Origin of the sequence: Chitinophaga sp. SYP-B3965, assembly GCF_009647655.1 — a bacterium.
Classification (GTDB): Bacteria; Bacteroidota; Bacteroidia; order Chitinophagales; family Chitinophagaceae; genus Chitinophaga.
On the sequence record NZ_WJFD01000004.1, the window covers coordinates 244,608 to 267,531 of the forward strand.

Genomic DNA, 22,924 nt, shown 5'->3' on the forward strand with positions numbered 1-22,924 from the left:
AGGACGAAGCGTTGGCAGTCAATTTTGACTTTGAACTGTCAACGCTCCGGGTGATGTTAGTGCGGGTGATAGGACTCGAACCTACATACCGTGAGGCACCAGATCCTAAGTCTGGCGTGTCTACCAATTTCACCACACCCGCAAATTCAAAAGCCCTTATTTTAAAGGACTGCAAAGGTATCGTTTTTTGGGAATTTTAAAAATATTTGAACCGGGGGTAGCCAATTTCCCCTGTTCCAATACTGCTGCTGATTTCGTAATTTTGATCTTAGCATGGAAACTGTGACCGTTCAAAAATATAATCTCGACGAAGAGCAGGAGAAAAAAGAGATCGTCCGGCATTACCGGGCCCTCTTACGGGCTCTCAAACCCCGTTTGAAGAAAGGAGACCGCGAACTCGTACGTACTGCCTTTGAAATGGCGGCGGATGCTCATAAAGATATGCGCCGTAAATCAGGCGAGCCCTATATCCTCCATCCCCTGGCTGTTGCCCAGATCACTGTTGAAGAAATAGGCCTGGGGGTACGTTCTGCCATCTGTGCCCTGTTGCACGATACAGTAGAAGATACGGAAGTGACGCTGGAAGATGTGGAAAGGGAATTCGGTACGGAGATAGCTCATATCGTTAACGGGCTTACCAAGATATCTACTGTTATTGACTCCAATACCAGTACCACACAGGCGGAGAACTTCAAAAAGATACTCCTCACGCTGGCGGATGACCCCAGGGTGATCCTTATTAAACTGGCGGACCGGCTGCATAATATGCGCACGCTGGACAGTATGAGCAGGGAAAAACAACTGAAGATAGCTTCTGAGACGGTATTTGTGTATGCTCCCCTGGCGCATCGCCTGGGCCTGTATATTATTAAGAGTGAGCTGGAAGACTTGGCGATGAAGTATACGGAACAGGACAAATACCGGGAAATTGCCCGCCGGCTCAAGGAAACCAAGCGGGAACGCAGCCGGTATATTAATGAGTTCATCAAACCTATTAAAGAAGTTCTCCAGGAAGAAGGATTTACTTTTGATATATACGGGCGCCCCAAAAGCATCCATTCCATCTGGAATAAGATCAAAACCAAGGGTGTTCAGTTTGAAGAGGTATACGACCTTTTTGCCATTCGTATTATCCTGGATTCCGCTGTGGACAAGGAAAAAGCGGATTGCTGGAAAGTATATTCCATTATTACGGACTTCTATCACCCCAGCCCTGAACGTACAAGGGATTGGCTGAGCAACCCTAAAAGCAATGGATACGAGGCACTGCACGTAACTGTGATGGGGCCTAATGGTAAATGGGTGGAAGTACAGATCAGGAGTAAGCGGATGAATGATTATGCGGAAAAAGGGGTAGCTGCTCACTGGCGTTATAAGGAAGGAAACCAAACTGTTCAGGAATCCAAGTTTGAGCAGTGGTTCACCCAGATCAGGGAGATCCTGAACAGCCCGGATTCCAATACACTGGACTTCCTGGCGGATTTCAAGAGTAACCTGTTCACGGAAGAAATATATGTGTATACCCCAAAAGGGGATCTGAAAATATTGCCGGTAGGCTCCACTGCACTGGATTTCGCGTATTCTATCCATAGTGCGGTAGGGAACAAGTGTATTGGCGCCAAGGTGAATTATAAACTGGTGCCGCTGAGCCATAAACTCCGCAGCGGAGACCAGGTGGAGATCATTACCTCCAATAAACAGAAGCCTTCAGATGACTGGCTGAATTTTGTGCTGACGGCCAAAGCCAAAAGCAAGATCAAAGACGCTTTGAAGGAAGAGAAGCGCAAAGTGGCCATGGATGGGAAGGAATTGCTGGAACGAAAACTGGACCATATGAAGGTTTCCGCCAGCCAGTACAACATCAATGAGCTGGTGCAATTCTATAAACAACCCTCGCCGCTGGACCTCTACTACCAGATAGCGGTGAAAAACATTGATCTGAAAGAACTCAAACAGTTCAATGTACTGGGCGATAAGCTGGAACCACCCAAACCGGTGAAATTGCCGGAGGTGATCATAGAAGAACCCCATCAGAAGCAATCTGCCAAGAAAGATGCGGAACTCATCATATTCGGAGAAAGTTCAGATAAGATAGCCTATAAGCTGGCAAACTGCTGCAGGCCTATCCCCGGGGATGATGTGTTTGGCTTTATCACCGCCAGTGAAGGATTGAAGATCCACCGTACCAATTGCCCCAATGCCGCACAGCTGCTGGCCCATTATGGTCACCGGGTAGTGAAAACGAAATGGGTGAAGAACCGTGAAATATCTTTCCTTACAGGTTTGCGCATTGTGGGAATGGATGATGTAGGTGTGATCCACAAGATCACCAATATCATTTCCGGAGAGCTCAAGATCAACATTGCGGGCCTTACCATTGAATCGAAGGAAGGTTTATTTGAAGGTTTGATCAAAGTTTTCGTGCACGATAAGGATGAACTGGAAGAATTAGTGGACCGCTTAAAGGGCCTTGATGGCATCCAGAGCATCAGCAGGTTGGAAGATTAAGGATTATTTCTACAACTATTCATTCAATCGCCTTATTTTTGCGACTCTTTTAAACCATAAATTACAATTCAACAATGGTAGATGTACTGCTGGGGCTGCAATGGGGCGATGAAGGCAAAGGTAAGATCGTAGATTACTTTGCGGGCAAATATGATGTGATAGCCCGTTTTCAGGGTGGACCCAATGCGGGTCATACTTTGTATGTCGATGGCCAGAAAGTTGTGCTGCACACCATTCCCTCCGGTGTGTTCCACAATAATACGCTCAACCTCATCGGTAACGGTGTGGTACTGGATCCCGTAACTTTTAAAAAGGAATGCGAGAAAGTATCCGCGCTGGGTATTGATCTGAAGAGGAATCTTTACATCTCTGAAAAGACGCATATCATTGTTCCTACCCACCGGGCACTGGATAAAGCTTCCGAGCTGTCTAAAGGACTGGAAAAGATCGGATCTACGCTGAAAGGCATCGGACCGGCTTACATGGATAAAACCGGCAGGAACGGTTTGCGTGTAGGAGATGTACTACATGCAGATTTTGAGGCGTATTACACTAAATTAAAGAACAAGCACCTTCAGTTACTGGCTAATTATGACTTCAGTGAAGACATTTCCGAGTGGGAAAAAGAATTCTTTGAAGCAGTAGCCTTCCTGAAAGAAATGAATATTGTTAGTGGTGAGTACTGGCTGAATGCCCATCTGAAGGCAGGAAAGAAAGTACTGGCAGAAGGCGCGCAGGGAAGCATGTTAGATGTTGACTTTGGAACCTATCCCTTTGTTACTTCATCAAACACTATATCTGCGGGCGTTTGCACAGGTTTGGGCATTGCACCAAAATGGATCCGGGAAGTGATCGGTGTAACAAAAGCATATTGCACACGTGTGGGTAGTGGTCCATTCCCTACAGAATTAGAAGATGAAACAGGTGAAACATTGCGCCAGGCTGGTCATGAATTTGGTGCAACAACAGGCCGTCCCCGCCGCTGTGGCTGGATTGACCTGGTGGCACTGGATTATACCTGCATTTTAAGTGGTGTTACCAAACTGGTGATGACCAAAAGTGATGTTCTGGATGCTTTTAAAGATGTGTACGCCTGTACCGCATATGAAATAGATGGAAAGCAGACGAAAGAAATGCCGTTTCAGCTCAATGGCCTGAGTATCAAACCAGTACTGGAACACTTTGCTGGCTGGTCCACGCCTACGGCCGATAGCCGCCAATACAATGCTTTACCATTGGAAATGAAAAATTTCTTATCTTTTGTGGAAAGCTATCTGGGGGTACCCGTACAATTCGTTTCAAACGGCCCGGGAAGAGATCAGATACTGGAAAAGTAAAGAGGAAAAAATACAAAAAAATCAGTCAAAAAAAAATTTGGCTAATCAAAAAAACTGTTAAAACTTTACGCAAGAATCTAATTGCAACGTACCATTATGAAATCAAAATCTGATAAAGAAAAAGAGACTAAAAAGACTGCTTCTTCACAGACTGACAAAGCCTCTGAAAAGAAGGCCAGTGCTAAGCCTAAGAAAGAAGCGGACGAAGATGAGGATGAGGATGAGGAGGAAACTCCCCGTAAGTCTGCTGCTCCAAAATCAGATAAGTCTGCGGCAAAATCCAAAAAGAAAGACGATGACGACGAGGATGACGATGACGACGATGATGATGACGATATGCCGAAAAAATCCGGTGTAAAGAAACCTGCAAAGGCTGGCGCGAAAAAGAAGAAGGGTGATGACGATGAGGATGACGACGATGGAGATGATGATATCGATGAGGATGATGATGCATGGGAAAAAACCGAAGACGAGGATTATGATCCCGACTTCGAGGAATTTGATATGCCTAAAGCTAAGGGCAAACGTGGCCGCCCAAGCACCAAAAAGGGCGATGACGATGACCTGGATATAGACGATGAATTTAAGGACATGGGTTTATTCAATGACCGGTTCGATGATGATGACGATGATGATTACTAATTTGTAAAAGTGCTATCATACAGTTTTCCTGTTAAAAATATAAGCGCATTTAAACAGCAAATGTTGAGCTGGGGCAACCGGTTCAACATTTGTTGTTTTTTAGACAATAATGATTACCGGCTAAGGGGTCAACGCGCAGAAGCATTGCTGGCAGCAGATGCTGTAGAGCAGTTGCAATGTAACGCCGGTACTGCATTTGAGCAGCTGCATCAGTTTCATGCGGCTAAGCCCGGCTGGTTATTCGGCCACCTGGGTTATGATCTGAAGAATGAAACGGAAAAACTCTCTTCCTCACATCCGGACGGTATACAATTCCCTGATCTCTTCTTTTTCAGACCCCGTTATCTCCTTCTTTTACAGCAAGAGCAAGTATTGATCAGTGGGGAAGACCTTACTGAAACAGCTGCCCGTAAAATATATGAAGCCTGCCTGGCGGAAGATGAAAACCCATCCAGAGAAGTGACCTGGGCGCCCTTTAGCCTGGATGCGCGGATGGATGAAACGTATTACCTGGCAGCAGTGCGTGCGTTGCAGGAACACATCCGTAAAGGCGATTGTTATGAAGTGAATTTTTGCCGCGAGCAATTTGCCCATACTGACATAGATCCGCTGGTGTTATTCCGCCGGCTCAATGTTTTATCTCCCTCTCCTTTTGCTGCTTATTATCGTACAGGAGATAAATACCTGGTATGCTCCAGCCCGGAAAGGTTCCTGCAGAAAGAGGGGAGTACCCTCATTTCCCAACCTATTAAAGGTACCATTACCCGTGCTGCAGATCCGGCCAGGGATGCAGTGTTGCGTCAGGAATTGCTGAACAGTGCAAAAGAAAGAGCAGAGAATGTGATGATCGTAGACCTGGTGCGTAATGATCTTTCCAAAACTGCGGTGCAGGGAACAGTGAGTGTGGACGAGCTTTTTGGGATCTACGCTTTTCCGCAGGTGCATCATATGATCTCAACGGTGAAGGCTACACTGGATGATCATTTCCATTTTACGGACGCTATCCGCGCGGCTTTTCCCATGGGCTCCATGACGGGTGCACCCAAATTAAGGGTGATGGAACTGATTGAACAATACGAGCAAACAAAACGCGGCCTCTTTTCCGGCGCTGTTGGTTATATCACACCGGAAGGAGATCTTGATCTCAATGTGGTGATCAGGAGCATCCTGTATAATGCAGAGAACAACTACCTGTCTTTCCAAACAGGCTCTGCCATTACCTTTAACAGTACACCGGAAAAAGAATGGGAGGAATGCCTCTTAAAAGCGAAGGCTTTGAAAACGGCATTAGGATTTTAAAGACCCGATGATCTGCTTCACCGCTTCTGTTACAACCGGATAGGAGAACTGGAACCCGGTTTGCTGGATCTTGGCAGAAGAAACCTTTACACTTTTCAATACTTCAATACTCATCTCCCCTAATGCGAGTTTCAGTCCAAAGGCTGGCACATGGATCGTGATGAAGCTATTTCCTTTTGCGGCGCGTGCCAGGGAAAATACGAGTTCCTGGTTGGTTACAGGCTGCGGTGCCACTGCATTATATACGCCGTTCAGATTATCGTTCACGATGGCATTGAAATACAACCTCACAATGTCCTGCAGATGGATCCAGGAAACAAACTGGTCTCCACCGCCCATTACAGTAGCAAAGCCAAATTTCAGCGGTCTATAGAATTCTTTGAGGGCACCGCCTTTGAGGCTCAGCACAATACCTGTTCTGAAGATGATCACTTTTTTGCCCAGGGTTTCTATTTGCCGTACGCTATTTTCCCAGGCCTGGCAGGTGGTGCCCAGGAAATCTTCTGCAGGGGGATCGTTTTCTGTAAAGGCATGATCTGTGAAACCGCCATAATAACCAGTGGCAGAGGCGCTGATCACTTTCCTTACTTTATTGGGATGCAACCGGAGCTGATCGAATAAAAGCTGGCTGCTTTGAACGCGGCTATCCACTATTTCCTTTTTGCGGGGAGCCGTCCAGCGGGCATCCGCTACACCGGCACCTGCCAGGTGAATGATGTGATCTGCTTCCTGTAATGCTGTGGTATCCAGTGTTTTGTGAGTAGGGTCCCATGGGGCGTACCTTAACTGAGGATGGTCTGAAGACATCTTTTTACGTGAAAGGACGATTACTTTATATCCTTTTTCCAGTAACAGGGAAGTGAGCGCCCGGCCTATAAGCCCGGTACCGCCGGTAATTAAAACCGTATCCATCATGGTAGTGCCAGCTTTTTGATAATATACACCCTAAAATTACACAATAAATTGCGCTCATAGGAAATATCCACCTTACACCCTTTCATCCCTTTGCAATAAGATAATTTTCGTGTAGGTTTGAAAGCAGAAGCATGCATAAAATAGCCAAGTGTTACGTTTATCCTGTATCAAACCATAAATAGTTATCCATGCGCATTCGATATATCTTACAGTTTTTTGCTCTCCTGCTGTGTAGTACAGTCGCAACTGCCCAAAAGGTCACTTATTCAGAACCGGAGCGGGATGATTATAAATCCACGGAATTTGAGATCATCGGAAAGATCTCAGGCAATATCCTTGTATATAAAGCTGATCGCGGAGATTATAACATTTCCGTATACGATAATGGTATGCAGCTGAAGGATCGGGTGAAGCTGGACTTTTTACCTAAGAAACTGATCAGTGTAGACTTTGTGAACTATGGGAACAAGGCTTATATGATCTATCAGTTCCAGCGCAAGGATGCTGTATACAGCTTCTGCGGTATCGTGAATAGCATGGGCGTTTTTGAGACGGCCCCGGTAATGGTGGATTCTACCCGTATCGGCAATTTTTCCAAAGACAATAAAGTTTATTCTGTAGAAGTATCGGAAGATAAAAGCCGCATCCTGGTGTACAAGATCAACCAGGATAAGGAAGATAACCATGTTTTCTACACTTTCCTGTACGACAGTGCTTTTAACCTGGTGAATAACAGTCGTGTTTCCCTGCCGATGGAAACCAAACGCCACTTCCTGAGCAATTTCAACCTTAATAACGACGGGGACCTCGTTTTCACTAAGCTGGAAAGGACTTCTAACCGGGATTATATCACCAGCGGGAAAGTAGTGATCAAAAGAGCAGTGGTGGACGACTTTGAATACCAGGATTTTGAATCGAAGGGTTTGTTGCTGGATGAAGTGAAAGTGAAGCTGGACAACCAGGATAAGCAGGTGCTTGTAACGGCCTTTTACTATAAACAGAAAAGAGGCAATGTGGAAGGGTTGTATGTGATGCGGCTGGATTATGCCAAACGGGAACGGTTATTTGAAAAACTGGTGGCCTTCAGTGCAGAGCTGAAACAAAGCGCCCGCGGGGAATCTTCTACTTCCGCCGCCTTCAACGATTATTTTATCCGCAAGGTGATCAATACCAAAAATGGTGGCTTTTTGCTGACAGCAGAAGCGTATTATACCACTTCCCGTACCCAGCCATGGAACCGCTGGAATTACATGTACGGCGGTTATGGCGGATACAGCCCTTATTATTACTCACCTTATTCCCCTTATTATTATAATCCCTATGGCTGGAATGATGCCCAGGGAACCCGTTACCATTATGATAATGTGGCCATCCTTTCATTCGACGACAAGGGGGAATTGGAATACAGCAATTTTGTGCATAAAAGTCAGTTCGACGATGGAGCAGACCTTTACCTGAGTTATATGCTGGTAAATGTGGGCAGTGAGCTACATTTCCTGTTCAATGAACTGGATCGCCGGCAGTATGTATTGTCTGAAAACACCATTGGGCCGGATGGCAAAGTGAACCGCATGCCTACGCTGCGTAACCTGGATAAGGGTTTCACCTGGATGCCCCGTTATGGCAAACAGATCAGCAGCCGTACCGTATTGATCCCCTGTATTTACAGGAATTATATTTGCTTTGCTAAAATTGACTTTTAATTACACCTTTGCACCGTGATACGTTTTTTTAGATCAGGCAATCCGCTAACGGTTTTGCTGCTGTTCATCTACACGTTGCTCGTTAAATTCTACTATCTTTTACACCCATCCCTCTATCAGGCAGATGGTTCCGAAGGTTTACTGTACAATGGTTTAACCGGCTGGCTGGAAGGGATAGTGGGCAAGAGCCCGTTCTTTTTTACCTCACTGGTGCTGCTCCTGCAGTTCCTGCAGGCTTTGTTGCTTACCCGTACCATCAATAATCACCGCCTTTTTGCCAAAGATACTTACCTGCCGGCCATGAGCTTTTTGCTCTTCACCTCCTTACTGGAAGGCTGGAATGTGTTTTCCCCGGCATTGATCGTGAATACTATCATGCTGTGGATCTTTGCCAGCATTTCTGATCTGTACATGCGCTCTTCCGCAAGGGATGTGGCTTTTAATATTGGTTTTGCCCTGGGGATCTGCGGGTTGTTCTATTTCCCGGCCATCCTTTTTGTGGTATTGTTGTTCCTGAGCCTGCTCATTATGCGGTCTTTCCGGTTGGCGGAGTGGATAATAGGGTTGCTGGGGCTGTTTTGCCCGTTTTACCTGCTGGGCACTTACCTGTTCCTGGCGGATAAGTGGGAACTGATCAATGAAATGCCCCGGATCGGGTTCCATTTACCAATGATCACAGATTATAAGGTATGGGGTGCCCTGATTGCCAATGTGCTGTTCTTTGCAGTGGGTTGGCTGCTTTTGCAGCGTACTTTCAAGAAAATGCTCATCCAGGGGCGGAAGATCTGGGGGACGGTGATCGTTTATGTGCTGGTGGCCATGTTCGTGCCTTTTTTCAGTGAACATTTCTCTCCTAACTACTGGGTTTTGGTGGTTTTGCCTATTTCCATGTTTGTGGGGAATGTTTTCTGGTCTATCACTAATAATGGTATTGCAAGCGCTATACACATACTCGTTTTAGCATATGTCATTGTAATGCAGTACTTTTCACATTAGGCCTTGTGTTAGTGGAATCATAATTTCTATGAGCGGTTATTGTAAATTCCCCAAGGCTAAGTAATTTTGTTCTTTCCGAAATAAATTAACGTAGATAGTAATATGAAATTTGGTGTTGTTACATTTCCGGGCTCAAACTGCGATCAGGACATGATTGATGCATTGCGCTACGACCTGAATCAGGATGTTATTGCGCTTTGGCACAAGGATAAAGATCTTAGTATGTTTAGTACGGAAGATTGCGTATTACTGCCTGGTGGCTTTTCTTATGGCGACTACCTCCGTTGCGGGGCTATTGCCAAGTTCAGCCCTATGATGCAGAGCGTGATCGAGTTTGCCAAAAAAGGCGGACGTGTGATAGGTGTTTGTAACGGATTCCAGATCCTTTGCGAAGCCGGCCTTTTGCCAGGTGCATTGCTGAAGAACCAAAACCAGCAATTCATTTGCAGGAATGTCTACATGAAGAGTGAGAACACCCAGGCTTCCATTACAAAGGAAGTAACGGGCAGATCGCTGATGATCCCCATCGCGCATGGCGAAGGCAGGTATTATGCTGACGAAGCTACACTGGATGACCTGTTCAAACACAACCAGGTGCTTTTCCGCTATTGCGATGAGTTTGGCAATATTATTGAACAGGCTAACCCGAATGGTGCTATCCGCAACATTGCAGGGATCTGTAATAAAGAGAGAAATGTTTTTGGAATGATGCCGCACCCTGAAAGGGCTTCCAGTGATATACTGGGCAACCGGGACGGGCAGCTGATCTTCCAGAGCCTTATCAATAACAATTAAGATCAACCACCAACCAGAAAAAAAAGAACTATGAAGAAATTACTCGTTGCATTGTGCTTGTTTGCACTGCCAGTGCTGGCTTTAGCACAGGAAGAAAATCCTGTTAAATGGGCATTCACATCCAAGAAGGTTAATGCTACCACATATGAAGTAACTGCCACAGCTACTATTGAAAAAGGCTGGCACGTATATGCACAGGAAGCTGGCGAAGGCCCGATCCCTACTTCTTTCAAGTTTGCGAAGAATCCACTGGTAGTACCCAATGGTAAAGTAAAAGAAGTAGGTAAACTGCACAAAGCATTCGACAAGAACTTTAACTCAGAACTGAAATATTACGAGAACGCCGTTACATTCGTTCAAACCGTTACCGTAAAAGGTAAAGCAGCCACCAAAGTGAAAGGTTCTGTAGAGTTCATGGTCTGCGATGATCATCAATGCCTGCCACCTGCAGAAGTAGAATTCGCTGTTAACGTGGGAGGAAAGTAAGTTGACCACTCCAATACATCATTAAAGTATAGCAGGAACGAGTTCTTTACAGGAACTCGTTTTTGCATTTACATTCTTTACAATCTGTTAAGTCTATCATATATATGAAGTACTTTTTATTATTCCTTACCAGCTTCCAGCTAATGCTCTGGCCTGCTCTGCGTGCGCAGGATGCAGGTAATGCGGAGAAATATGTGAAGTGGACGTTTGCATCAGAAAAGATAGGAGAAGGAGAATACATCTTAAAATTCAAAGCCAATATATCCGAAGGCTGGAAATTATTCTCTACCACAATGGGAGATGATGATCCCAATACGCGTGTTATCCTGGATACCATCAGTAATGTAAAGGCTACTATTACCGCTTTAGGATATGAAGGTGATCAGAAGAAAGCGCCGGAGCCTTTAATGGATAACAAGGAGATCACTTTCTTTGAAAAAGAGGTAACAGTTACGTTGCAGGTTAAATACAATGGCACTGCTGGTGATAAGCTGAAAGGAACGCTCAATTATTTCATTCTGAAGGGAGAAGAAATCCTTCCGGAAGAAGCAGCATTCCGTTTTACAGTGGATGCAGCTGGTAATCTTTCAGGGTCAGAAGGTGGCTTACAGGCTTCTGCGGACCAGGCCAATAAATTAAAAAGAGAGAATATTGATCTGAAGAACCCGGTGAATAAAGTAGGTGGGATCGGTAACGAAGGAGAAACAAGCCCCTGGCTGATGTTCTTCCTCGGATTCGTAGGTGGATTATTCGCGCTGGTTACTCCCTGTGTATTCCCTATGATCCCTTTAACGGTATCTTTCTTTACCAAAAGTGCGCAGGATAAGAAGAAAGGCATTTTCAATGCCAGCATGTATGGCTTCTTCATCTTCCTGATCTATGTATTGTTCAGTGTACCTTTTCACATTGCAGGTTTAGCAGAACCGGAAATATTCAATAATATTTCCACCAACGTATGGCTGAACGTATTCTTCTTTGTGGTATTTATAGTGTTCGCCATATCCTTTTTCGGATATTTTGAGATCACATTGCCCAGTGGATTAGCCAGCAAGGCGGATTCCAAAGCAAATAAAGGAACACTGGTAGGAATCTTCTTCATGGCGTTAACGCTGGTAGTAGTTTCCTTCTCCTGCACCGGACCTATCCTTGGTTCTTTGCTGGCCGGTTCTTCTTCCGGTGGCGCATGGTTGCTGACGGCAGGTATGGCTGGTTTTGGTGTATCACTGGCATTGCCTTTTGCTTTGTTTGCCATGTTCCCCAACTGGTTGAACTCTTTGCCAAAGTCAGGTGGATGGCTTAATTCCGTGAAAGTTATACTGGGCTTTATTGAAGTAGCGCTGGCGATCAAATTCCTCTCCAATGCTGATCTTGTTACGCACTGGGGCTTCCTGCACCGCGAAACATTCTTCCTGATCTGGATCATTATTGCTTTGCTGGCTACACTCTATCTGTTAGGGTTGATCCGCTTCCCGCATGATAGTCCTGTAAAGAAGTTAGGTGGCGTAAGGATCTTCTTTGCAGTGATCTTTGGTGCTTTAACATTGTACCTGCTTCCCGGCATCACGAATACAAAATATTCCAACATCAGATTGATGAGCGGATTTGCACCGCCCATGTCTTATAGCTGGTATGATAAAAAAGGTGCCGTAGAACCGGATGTGATCAATGATTACGATAAGGCACTGAAACTGGCTAAAGAACAGAACAAGCCTATCATGATAGACTTTACCGGCTGGGCTTGCGTGAACTGCCGTAACATGGAAGAGAACGTATGGACAGATCCTGAAGTACATGCACTGATCAAGGAGAACTACATCCTCGTTTCCCTGTATGTGGATGATAAAAAGAACCTGCCGGAAGAAGAGCAGTTCCTCCATACCTTCCCTGATGGCCGTAAGAAACCGATCAAAACTATCGGTAACAAATATGCGACTATGCAGACGGTGAATTTCAATAACAACTCACAACCTTTGTATGTATTGATCAGTCCTGATGAACAGTTGCTCACACTCCCTGTGGCCTACACGCCAGTTATCAAGGAGTATGCAGACTGGCTCAGATCCGGTATTGATGCATTTAAGAAGGTAAAGAAATAAAACAGCAAAGCCGTCCCACATCGGGACGGCTTTTTTCTTTCCGGTGTATCCGTTTAACTAAAATAACGACTGGCCGCAGCCCTGATAAGTTTTGCCATCAAACAGGATGGTAACGGTCATGGGATGTTTTATATCTGCATCATCCGTACACCGCTTATTCTCAAATTTGGCGGTGAGGGTATGACCTTTAATATTTGTAGAGAATTCTGTCGCTTCCTGATCTCCTTTCTGTGCATCACTAATAGGAAATTCATATTTATCCCGGTCGTAGTTCATGTGCAACACGATCTTTTTATGCGGGATCACTGCAATACTCCATCCCGGTTCATTACCAGCGCCCCAATGAGATGCGCCATCTTTACGTACAATGTTGGCTGCTTTGCTCAGATCTTTACGATCTGCTTTCACTGCTGCCAGTACTTTTTCTACCAGTTTAGCTACTTCTGCAGGTTGTAAACGGTAATCACTTGGTGCAGCGGGCGATTGATAACCCGTAAATGCCGCTTTTTCTAGACTGGCCAGATCTGCTGCAGCACGGGTTTCGGTTTGCAATACAGAATCATTGCCATAGTAAAAGCTATTCTCTGTTACATTGTTTTCACTTTCCACGATCTCCCGAAGCATAACAGGTTTGCCGGACAGGGAATCTAAATAGATCCATGTTTGTGGCGCTTTGATCCGTTGATCTCCTTCCGGATAGAGGTATAAACGAAGTGGTTGTCCACTATTATTGAAGATAGCCACTGCTCCGTTGGAGTTCTCTCCGTTTAAAAAATCATGCAGCGTGAGCAGGCAATAATCGGAACCGGCTTTTTCATCGATGTCTCCTACATAAGTACTGATATCCGTAGGCGTACTGCTTACGGCCGCAGGAGCTTTTTGCGTACTGTCTGCTACCGCCTCTTTTTCTGAAGAGGGCCCGGCACAGGCGGTGAACACGATTGCTAAAAGGAAGAATAAAGAATATGGTTTCATATTTATAGGTTTACGGGAGGTGTATAAGCAAATCTTCTGCCAGAATAATTTGAACTAGAACAACCTATTGTTTATCAGCGATATATGTATTTAGAACCCCTTTCACTTCAAGATTGCTTCAAATTTGTGTGTAATTTGCAGTAGATATGAAAGTCTTGCTGATAGAGGATAACGAAGAACTGGCCAGCAGTATTTCTGAATTTCTGGGTAGGGAGGGGTATATCTGTGAAGTGAGCTATAACATCACGGACGCCCAGGATAAGCTGATCTCATTTCAATATGATTGTGTGCTGCTGGATATCATGTTGCCGGATGGGAATGGATTACAGATCCTGTCTTTTCTAAGAACAGAGCGCATACAAAGCAGCGTGCTGATCTTGTCTGCCAAAAATTCGCTGGACGATAAGATCGTGGGGTTGGAAGAAGGTGCGGATGATTATCTCACCAAACCTTTCCATCTGCCGGAACTACATGCCCGCTTGCGGGCTATTTACCGTCGTAAGAAGCTGAACGGGAGTAATATCATTGCCTTTAACGAGATCAGTTTGAATATTGATACCCTGGAAGCTACTGTGAACGGGCAATTACTGGATATGACGCGTAAGGAGTTTGACCTGCTCCTTTATTTTGTAGTGAACAAAAACCGGGTACTTTCCCGCCAATCCATTGCCGCACATCTGTGGGGTGATTATACAGACAATTTCGCGAACTTTGACTTTGTATACCAGCACGTAAAGAACATCAGGAAGAAGATCAGCGCGGCTAACGGAACAGATTACATAGGAACAGTGTACGGATTGGGATACAAGTTTAATACTTCCAAGCAATGAAGCTCGTTGATAAATTTACTTTATGGTTCCTGGGTATTACTATGATCATCATACCTATCAACAGTGTGATCACTTATTATAGTATCAAGCGGGAAATTGACAGGTCTGCTGTGGAGCGTCTGAAACATGTGAATGTGCGGGTGGCAGAGCAGATAGGAAAGGGCCAGCCGCCGGGGGAATATACTGCCGGCTGCAGGGTGTTGTTTGCCAAAACGGACACGGCTTTTGCAGCGGATCATTATGTGATAACGGAAAGGGATGTTACGCAGGACCCCTTGCTGAATGATAACGACCGCAAGATCATTGTTACTTCTTACCATAATATTCATGATCAATATTACAGGATCACTTCCGGCGATTATGTATCCCGCTCAGAACAGATCCTGGCGGGATTGCGGATCTCCATCATGTGGAAGCTGATCATCCTGATAGCGTTGGTGGTATTAACGGCCAGGGTGGCTTCCCGGGTTGTGCTCACCCCCTTTTACGGCACCATTAAGAAACTGCAGCATTTCAACCTGAAAGCCAAAAAGCGGCTGGTGTTGCCGGAAACGCGTACCAAAGAGTTCAAGGACCTGAACCTTTTTGTGAAGAAAATGACGGATAAAGCGGTGGATGATTATAGCTCCCTCAAAGAGTTTTCCGAAAATGCTTCCCATGAACTGCAAACGCCGTTGGCCATTATCCGCAGCAAGCTGGAATTGTTATCAGAATCTGATATCCAGGGAGACCAGGCCATCCTGATCGCGGATATGAATAATGCGGTAGAGAAGCTGACACGCATCAACCGTTCGCTGATATTGCTTTCCCGCCTGGAGAACAATGAATATGAAGCTACGGAAGAGGTGCCGTTTGATCAGTATACCAAAGACGCCCTGGCGGCTTTCTGCGAACTGATCGCCCTCAAAGAACTGACGGTAAAGAGCAATATCGAAGAACCCGTTTGCCTCAGGCTGCATGCCTCACTGGCAGACATCCTGCTCAATAACCTGCTCAGCAATGCCATCCGGCACAATATGCCGGGCGGTACCATAGAAGTGATCCTGAACAGGGAGTTCCTGATGGTGAAAAATACAGGGAAAGCCCCTGACGGACCTATCGACGACATGTTCCAGCGGTTCAAAAAAGGAAGTCAGTGTAATAATTCTATCGGAATTGGTCTGTCTATTGTAAAACAGATCTGCGACATGAATTCCTTTGAAATCCAATACCACTATACATCCGGGCTGCATATCCTTATCGTGAACTTCCCCCCGGAAACAGATTCTTCAAAATTGCTTCAAAATGATGAGCGCTATTTGCATGAGAGAATTCAGCTTTAACGCTGCCATGCATAATCGCACATTTCATTAAAGATGACTATACGCTACAAGGTTCATCTGCTCATGTTAGCTATAATTTGTTGCGGTACCTGGAATGCGCAGGCACAGGTATTGACAATGAAAGACGCTGTACAAACGGCTTTGAACAATTATGGAACCATTAAAGCCAAGGCCAATTACCTGAACGCTTCCCGGGCCACTGTTACCCAATCCAGGAGAGATTACCTCCCCAATCTGAGTGTTTCGGCCCAGCAGGATTACGGAACCGTCAATGGCCAGAACGGCCCGCTGTACGGTTTTGGCGGTCTTGGGGTAGCTTCTTCCGGTTTGCCTTTACCTTCTCAGAACTGGAATGCAGCGTTTGGCGCTTTGTACCTGGCCAATATCAACTGGGAATTTTTTGCTTTCGGACGGGCTAAGGAAAAGATCAAAACAGCAGAATCTGTGGCGGCACGTGATGAGCGGGACTGGCAACAAGAACAATTCCGGCATGAAGTGAGGGTGGCTGGTGCTTACCTGAATTTACTGGCGGCCCAGCGTTTAACCAACTCCTGGGAACGCAACCTCGAAAGGGCGGACACTTTCCGTGCAGTGGTTACCCGCCGTGTGCAGAATGGATTGATCGCAGGGGTGGATTCTTCCCTGGCCAATGCAGAAGTTTCCAATGCCAGGATAGCCCTTACAAAAGCAAAAGATCTGGAACAGGAGCAGGGCAATATTCTGGCGCAATTACTGGGTGTAGCACCCGGAGAATTTGTGCTGGACAGTTTGTTCATTACCCGCCTGCCGTCAGCGATTACAGATACTGCGGTCCTTAACCCGGATGCACATCCTCTTTTACAATATTATAAAAGCAGGATCATGCTGAGTGAAGAACAGGAGAAATATATCAAAACATTCAACTACCCGGCTTTTAGTGTTTTCAGTGTATTACAAACGAGGGCTTCCGGTTTCCATAATGATTATGCGCAGGACCAAAACTCTTATACGCATAATTACTGGGAAGGGATAAAACCTACCCGCAGTAACTACCTGTTGGGTGTTGGTGTTACCTGGAACCTGACGAGCCCTTTAAGGGTACGTCATCAATCTGCGGCGCAGGACTTTACTTCCAAAGCATTGCAGAATGAAATGGAAGTGGTGGACCAGCAGTTGAAAGCACAGGTAGTATTGGCAGATACCAAAATGAAGAACGCGCTGGATAATTACAGGGAAGCGGCTGTGCAGATCAAATCTGCGGCAGATGCCTATTTGCAGAAAACAGTGATGTACCGCAACGGGTTGAGTACGCTGGTAGATGTAACGCAAACGCTGTATGCATTGAACCGTGCGGAAACCGATCGTGATATTGCCTATAGTAATGTGTGGCAGGCGCTGTTGCTGAAATCTGCGGCAGTAGGCAACTTCGGGTTATTTATCAATGAATTCTAATAGCTAGATAATGGGACTGATTAAAAGCGCACTGAACAAACCGATCACGATCCTGGTGTTAGTAGCAGGATTATTTTTCTTCGGTATCAAAGCGGTGCGGGACATTAAGGTAGATATCTTTCCGAAACTGGAATTACCGGTATTATATATTGCGCATCCGTTTGGTGGGTACACACCTAACCAGATGGAGGCTATGTTTGCCAAGAACTATGTGAACATCCTGCTTTTTGTGAATGGACTGAAATCCATTGAAACAAAGAATGTGCAAGGGTTAACCCTGATGAAGCTGAGCTTTTATGAAGGCACCAACATGTCTCAGGCGGCAGCAGAAGTATCTGCGTTCAGTAACAGGGCACAGGCTATCTTCCCTCCGGGATCACAACCTCCTTTCATCATTCGTTTTGATGCTTCTACTTTGCCGGTGGGCGAGTTGGTATTGAGCAGTGATAAAAGAACGAACAATGAGTTGATGGACCTGGCGAATGTGTATGTAAGGGCATCCTTTACGGCCATTCCTGGTCTGGTTGCGCCACCACCTTTTGGTGGTAACATCCGTACCGTGGTGATCAAAGCGGATCCGGAAATGCTGCGCTCACACAATCTTACACCGGATCAGCTGGTGGAAGCACTTCGTTTGAATAACCAAACGGCTCCTTCCGGTAACGTGCGTATCGGTGATAAGAACTATCTCACCCCTACTAATACCAATATCCGTAATATCAAAGATTTTGAAAACATCCCCTTGTTCAAAGGAGGTGTACAAAACCTTTATCTCCGTGATGTGGCCACTGTTGAGGATGGAGCAGATATCGCTGCCGGTTATGCCCTCGTAAATGGTAAACGTTCCGTATATCTGAACGTGGCTAAATCTGCAGATGCTTCTACCTGGGAAGTGGTACAAAACCTGAAGAAAGCTATTCCAAAATTACAGGCAGCATTGCCGGAAGATGTAACACTCACGTATGAATTTGATCAGAGTACTTATGTGATGAATGCAGTGAAAAGCCTGGTGAGTGAAGGTATCATTGGTGCGGTGCTGACTGGTTTGATGGTGGTGTTATTCCTGGGAGATCTCAGGGGTGCATTGATCGTGATCATGACTATTCCGGTATCTATTATTTCCGGTGTATTGTTCCTTAGCCTTTTTGGCCAAACGATCAACATCATGACGCTGAGTGGCCTGGCTTTGGCCATTGGTATCTTAGTGGATGAAAGTACGGTAACGATTGAGAATATACACCAGCACCTTGATATGGGGAAACCCAAGGCGCTGGCCATCTGGGATGCCTGTAAGGAGATCGCGTTCCCGAAATTGCTGATCCTTTTCTGTATCCTTGCCGTGTTTGCACCGGCATTTACAATGACGGGTATTCCCGGATCATTGTTCCTGCCGCTGGCTTTGGCTATTGGTTTCTCCATGGTAGTTTCTTATTTCCTCTCTCAGACTTTTGTACCGGTAATGGCCAACTGGCTGATGAAAGGTCATCGTAAAGGGGAACATGTTCCAACTGTGGGAGAAGGCGATACCTGGGATCAGAAGAAAATACTGGTAGAGCGTGCAGACAGTAATGCAGATGGAAAAGTAAGCCGGTTTGAAAAGTTCAGGGCACGTTTTATGCGGTTCATCAATCGCATGATGCCTTTCCGTAAACCTATTGTGATAATGTATCTTGTAGTGATCAGCGGGATCGCTGTATTGCTTCTGATGAATATCGGACGGGATGTATTGCCGAAAACAAATGGCGGTCAGTTCCAGGTAAGGATACGTTCTGAAGAAGGTACACGGATGGAACGGACGGAACAGCGGACATTGGTAGCACTTAAAAGTATAGAAGAAGTGATCGGTAAAGAGAACATCTCCATCACCTCTGCTTACGTTGGACAACACCCTTCACTATTCTCTGTAAGTCCTATTTACCTGTTCATGCCTGGTCCCCAGGAAGCGGTGATACAGGTGAGTTTGAGTAAAGAGTATCATGTTGACCTGGATGAACTGAAAGAAAAACTGCGCGCTAAGATAAAAGAGCGTGCACCGGAGTTGAGTTTATCCTTTGAGCCCATTGAACTGACGGATAAGATCCTCAGCCAGGGTTCTCCCACACCTGTGGAGGTGCGTATTTCAGGAAGGAATAAAAAACTGAACGAAGAATACGCAGAGAAACTGATGGCTAAGCTGAGAGGGGTTTCTTACCTGCGGGATGTGCAGTTATCTCAATCCACCAAATATCCTGCTATCAATATTGAGATTGACCGTACCCGTGCAGCACAGCTGGGTGTGGATATGACAGATATCACACGTTCTCTGATTGCCTCTACTTCTTCTTCCCGTTTAACGGAGAAAAATGTTTGGGTGGATGAAAAGGCTGGTTTGATGTACAGTGTGCAGGTGCAGATACCGGAGAATAAAATGACTAGCGTAGATGATATCGGAGAAATTCCGATCCTCAAGAATTCTGCACGCCCGGTGTTATCAGATATTGCGACATTAACGCAGACCACCACATACGGAGAGAATGATAACCTTGGCGCAATGCCCATGCTTTCCGTAACAGCGAACCTGAACGATAAAGACCTGGGTACTGCCACTAAAGATGTGCAGGCGGCCATTACTTCTCTGGGTGAATTACCCCGTGGATTAACGATGGAGCCGATCGGTCTTTCTAATACATTAACGGAAACATTGGATAGCCTGCAATCAGGATTGCTGATAGCTATTGTGGTGATCTTCCTGATGCTTGCTGCCAATTTCCAGTCGTTCAGCGTATCCCTTGTAGTTTTGACAACGGTACCGGCGGTAATATTGGGTTCCCTTGCATTACTGATGATCACAGGCTCTACTTTGAACCTGCAATCCTATATGGGGATCATCATGTCCGTAGGGGTATCTATTTCCAATGCGGTGCTGCTGGTCACGAATGCAGAACATTTGAGGAAACATAACGGCGATTCGCTGGCTTCTGCCAAAGAAGCTGCGGCACTCCGTTTTCGTCCTATCCTGATGACGAGCCTTGCGATGGTGGCAGGTATGATACCTATGGCAATAGGCCATGGAGAGGGTGGAGACCAGGTGTCACCATTAGGCCGGGCTGTAATTGGAGGGCTGGTAGCTTCTACATTTGCGGTGCTGATCATTCTGCCTTTGGTATTTGCCTGGGTACAGAAAAAAGCATCTATCATATCCGTTTCCCTTGACCCAGAAAATAAAGAAAGTAAACATTATATACCTGCATTGTATGATCACAATAACTAATAGAATACTGATAGCAGCCGTCGTGCTGGCTGGCTGCGGTGTTTCGCAAAGTAAAACAGACACCCATAAGGACGAAGCTGCTTCGGTTCCTGCGGTTGCCACCTTTGCATTGGAGAAAAATATATTTTCAGCATCCCTCAGAATGCCGGGAGAACTGGTGCCGTTTCAACAGGTGGATCTATACGCCAAGGTGAGCAGTTTTGTGAAAAAGTTATATGTGGATGTGGGATCTCCTGTATCCGCAGGGCAGGTATTGGCAACATTGGAAGCACCGGAATTAAGTTCCCAACTGGCAGGTGCAGAATCAAGACTGCATTCACAAGAAGCTGTATACCTTGCCAGCAAGGCTACTTACGACCGTTTATATACAACCAGCCAAACACCGGGTACTGTTTCTCAGAACGACCTGGACATGGCATTCGCTAAACAGAAATCAGATTTCGCACAACAGGAATCAGCGAAGGCTGCTTTCCGGGAGATCTCTGATAACCGCAATTACCTGGAGATCAGAGCACCTTTTGCGGGTGTGATCAGCAGCAGGAATGTGAGTGCAGGTGCATATGTTGGCCCTTCCGGTAAAGGTTCTGAAATGCCGATGTTCTCTTTACAGGAGCAAAAGAAATTGCGTTTGGTGGTAGCGGTGCCGGAAGCTTATACCAGTTACCTCAGTGGTAAAAGTGAAGTGGGCTTTACCGTGAAATCTTTACCGGGCCAGCCGTTTAAAGCAAATGTAAATCGTCTTTCCGGTGCACTGGATTCCCGTTTACGTTCTCAGCGGGTGGAAATGGATGTGTTAAATAACGATAAGAAATTATTACCGGGTATGGTAGCGGAAGTAAGTATTCCGCTGAATACAGTGGATAGTGTGTTTATTGTACCGGTTACAGCGGTAGTGAATTCTACAGAGAAAATTTTTGTAGTGCGGATCAAAGACCAGAAAGCAGAATGGGTGGAAGTAAGGAAAGGCAGGGAAGCAGAAGGTAAAGTGGAGATATTCGGAACATTGAACAGCGGAGATATATTAGTAGAAAAGGCAAATGACGAGATCAGGAATGGCTCAGCTTTAACTTCTAAAAAGTAACAGGAATTATGCTTATGTAAAAGGGAGCCAATGATGAAAATTGGTAACTAGAAAGAGGTTGACGAATCATAGATTGGATAGAGAGAGAGGGGAACAGCGCGGTGATAGGCGTTGTTCCCCTTATGTTTTTTAGGCTGAGGGTTTGCCGCGCAGCAAAGGGCGGAGTTTTTTTTATCTTTTGAGAGGGGTGCTTTTTTATTCCTCCATGTGTTTTAACACATGGCTGGCAATAAGAGGTATCACTACTTTGAAAATCCCCTCTTCTTCCACAATGGAGATTGCCTTTTTCTCTGGCAGTAATGCATACCGGGCACTGATGTTGTGCAATCCTGTATTTTCTGATGGTGGTGGATTCTTTTTCTTTTGGAGGTTATTGCAGATATGCAGTTGATCTTCCTCATCTGTATAAAAGCGAATGGTAAGCGGGTTGTTCTTTGATACCACATTATGTTTTACGGCATTCTCTACCAGCAGTTGTAATACAAAAGGAGGGACGAGGAAATCATCATAGTATTCATTGAGCTGCATGTCTATGATCAGGGCATCATTGAAACGGGTATGCAGCATCAGCAGGTAGGAAGAGAGGAAGGCTCTTTCCTCTTTAAAAGTAGTGAGGGCCTTCCCATTATTTTTTAGCAGGTAGCGGTATACAGCCGCCATGTCTTCCACATATTGTTCTGCCTTTTCAGGATCCTGGGAAATCAAGGTGGTCAGGCTGTTGAGGCTGTTGAAGAGGAAGTGTGGTTTGATCTGGTCTCTGAGGAATTTGTATTGTACCTGAAGGCTGCTCTTCCGTGTTTTTTCTGATTCAATGAACAGCCTTCTCCATTGCCGTATGTAATACAAACATTCGTAAGCGCCTATCACCAGTGAGCAACAAAGCAGGTTCAAACCGGCAATAAAGGCAAATTCATGATGCAGGCCTATCCATGTGGCGAAGAGATGATCTATGCCGGCCACCAGTAGTGAAATGGGCAAACCAAACAACACAAGGAGGCGGGTCTTCTTTTGAAGATGGAGGATGCCGCGTGCTTTTATGCGTGTGAGTAAAATGATCCAGAGCGCACTTTCGCTGGCCATGATGGCATAGAATGCAGATGCGGTGATCGTCAGGTAGCTGATCGTTGCAACGTGAAACAAGAGCTGCAAAAAGAGGAAAAGAAAAACAGGTGCGTACCACCTTATTTTTTTTGTCGTCATTACAAATAGATTTATTGGGGCCTGGTAGCTAACAATTATTGGGGCACAAGTTAAGTGT

General features: G+C 45.6%; 17 protein-coding genes and 1 tRNA gene. 14 read left to right on the plus strand and 4 right to left on the minus strand.

What is annotated here, in order from left to right; translation table 11 throughout:
* Positions 1-60 precede the first annotated feature (60 nt).
* A tRNA-Leu gene (locus GFS24_RS22100) sits at positions 61-142 on the minus strand.
* Positions 143-273: 131 nt separating this feature from the next.
* On the opposite strand from GFS24_RS22100, the gene GFS24_RS22105 reads away from it, so the two are divergent.
* The 4 genes from GFS24_RS22105 to GFS24_RS22120 all read left to right on the plus strand — a co-directional run bounded on the left by GFS24_RS22105 (position 274) and on the right by GFS24_RS22120 (position 5,786).
* On the plus strand, positions 274-2,508 hold the full coding sequence (locus tag GFS24_RS22105) for a bifunctional (p)ppGpp synthetase/guanosine-3',5'-bis(diphosphate) 3'-pyrophosphohydrolase (RefSeq protein WP_153663353.1): 2,235 nt from the start codon (positions 274-276) through the stop codon (positions 2,506-2,508).
* A 74-nt stretch (positions 2,509-2,582) separates the two neighbouring features.
* Complete coding sequence (locus GFS24_RS22110; protein ID WP_153663355.1) at positions 2,583-3,845, plus strand: adenylosuccinate synthase; 1,263 nt, start codon at positions 2,583-2,585, stop codon at positions 3,843-3,845.
* A gap of 96 nt (positions 3,846-3,941) precedes the next feature.
* Positions 3,942-4,487, plus strand: a complete 546-nt coding sequence (locus GFS24_RS22115; protein WP_153663357.1) for a hypothetical protein — start codon at positions 3,942-3,944, stop codon at positions 4,485-4,487.
* A gap of 60 nt (positions 4,488-4,547) precedes the next feature.
* Positions 4,548-5,786: an anthranilate synthase component I family protein gene (locus GFS24_RS22120; protein ID WP_153663359.1), complete on the plus strand. Its 1,239-nt coding sequence runs from the start codon at positions 4,548-4,550 to the stop codon at positions 5,784-5,786.
* On the opposite strand, the gene GFS24_RS22125 is transcribed toward GFS24_RS22120, so the two are convergent.
* Entirely contained in the window at positions 5,775-6,701 is a 927-nt protein-coding gene (locus tag GFS24_RS22125) for a TIGR01777 family oxidoreductase (RefSeq protein ID WP_253906556.1), read from the minus strand. The genes GFS24_RS22120 and GFS24_RS22125 overlap by 12 nt on opposite strands.
* Before the next feature lie 188 nt (positions 6,702-6,889).
* Between GFS24_RS22125 and GFS24_RS22130 the strand changes: the two genes are divergently transcribed.
* The 5 genes from GFS24_RS22130 to GFS24_RS22150 all read left to right on the plus strand — a co-directional run bounded on the left by GFS24_RS22130 (position 6,890) and on the right by GFS24_RS22150 (position 12,777).
* Positions 6,890-8,404, plus strand: a complete 1,515-nt coding sequence (locus GFS24_RS22130) for a hypothetical protein (RefSeq protein ID WP_153663361.1) — start codon at positions 6,890-6,892, stop codon at positions 8,402-8,404.
* Positions 8,405-8,419: 15 nt separating this feature from the next.
* Positions 8,420-9,400, plus strand: coding sequence for a hypothetical protein (locus GFS24_RS22135; protein WP_153663363.1), 981 nt, complete (start codon positions 8,420-8,422; stop codon positions 9,398-9,400).
* 102 nt (positions 9,401-9,502) lie between these two features.
* On the plus strand, positions 9,503-10,195 hold the full coding sequence (purQ, locus tag GFS24_RS22140) for a phosphoribosylformylglycinamidine synthase subunit PurQ (RefSeq protein WP_153663365.1): 693 nt from the start codon (positions 9,503-9,505) through the stop codon (positions 10,193-10,195).
* A 30-nt stretch (positions 10,196-10,225) separates the two neighbouring features.
* The gene (locus GFS24_RS22145) at positions 10,226-10,681 is read left to right on the plus strand and encodes a protein-disulfide reductase DsbD domain-containing protein (protein WP_153663367.1); all 456 of its coding nucleotides are present in this window, start codon (positions 10,226-10,228) and stop codon (positions 10,679-10,681) included.
* A 104-nt stretch (positions 10,682-10,785) separates the two neighbouring features.
* A complete protein-coding gene (locus GFS24_RS22150; protein WP_153663369.1) occupies positions 10,786-12,777 on the plus strand; it encodes a protein-disulfide reductase DsbD in 1,992 nt (663 codons plus the stop codon).
* Positions 12,778-12,834: 57 nt separating this feature from the next.
* Here GFS24_RS22150 and GFS24_RS22155 read toward each other — a convergent pair whose 3' ends face one another.
* On the minus strand, positions 12,835-13,752 hold the full coding sequence (locus GFS24_RS22155; RefSeq protein WP_153663371.1) for a hypothetical protein: 918 nt from the start codon (positions 13,750-13,752) through the stop codon (positions 12,835-12,837).
* Between the two features lie 146 nt (positions 13,753-13,898).
* Here GFS24_RS22155 and GFS24_RS22160 point away from each other — a divergent pair, with 146 nt between their 5' ends.
* From GFS24_RS22160 to GFS24_RS22180, 5 genes are all read left to right on the plus strand, one after another.
* Positions 13,899-14,582 (plus strand): response regulator transcription factor, encoded by a 684-nt coding sequence (locus GFS24_RS22160; RefSeq protein ID WP_153663373.1) that lies wholly within the window; start codon positions 13,899-13,901, stop codon positions 14,580-14,582.
* The gene (locus tag GFS24_RS22165; protein WP_153663375.1) at positions 14,579-15,904 is read left to right on the plus strand and encodes a HAMP domain-containing sensor histidine kinase; all 1,326 of its coding nucleotides are present in this window, start codon (positions 14,579-14,581) and stop codon (positions 15,902-15,904) included. Before GFS24_RS22160 ends, GFS24_RS22165 begins: the two co-directional genes overlap by 4 nt.
* Positions 15,905-15,967: 63 nt before the next feature.
* Entirely contained in the window at positions 15,968-17,335 is a 1,368-nt protein-coding gene (locus GFS24_RS22170) for a TolC family protein (protein WP_253906557.1), read from the plus strand.
* 10 nt (positions 17,336-17,345) lie between these two features.
* Positions 17,346-20,585 carry an efflux RND transporter permease subunit gene (locus GFS24_RS22175; protein WP_153663379.1) on the plus strand — a complete coding sequence of 1,080 codons (3,240 nt, stop codon included), beginning with the start codon at positions 17,346-17,348 and terminating at the stop codon, positions 20,583-20,585.
* Positions 20,569-21,666 (plus strand): efflux RND transporter periplasmic adaptor subunit, encoded by a 1,098-nt coding sequence (locus tag GFS24_RS22180; protein WP_153663381.1) that lies wholly within the window; start codon positions 20,569-20,571, stop codon positions 21,664-21,666. The genes GFS24_RS22175 and GFS24_RS22180 overlap by 17 nt, the downstream gene beginning before the upstream one ends.
* A 195-nt stretch (positions 21,667-21,861) precedes the next feature.
* Here the strand turns inward: GFS24_RS22180 and GFS24_RS22185 are convergent, their stop codons facing one another.
* Entirely contained in the window at positions 21,862-22,866 is a 1,005-nt protein-coding gene (locus tag GFS24_RS22185) for a sensor histidine kinase (protein WP_153663383.1), read from the minus strand.
* Positions 22,867-22,924 lie beyond the last annotated feature (58 nt).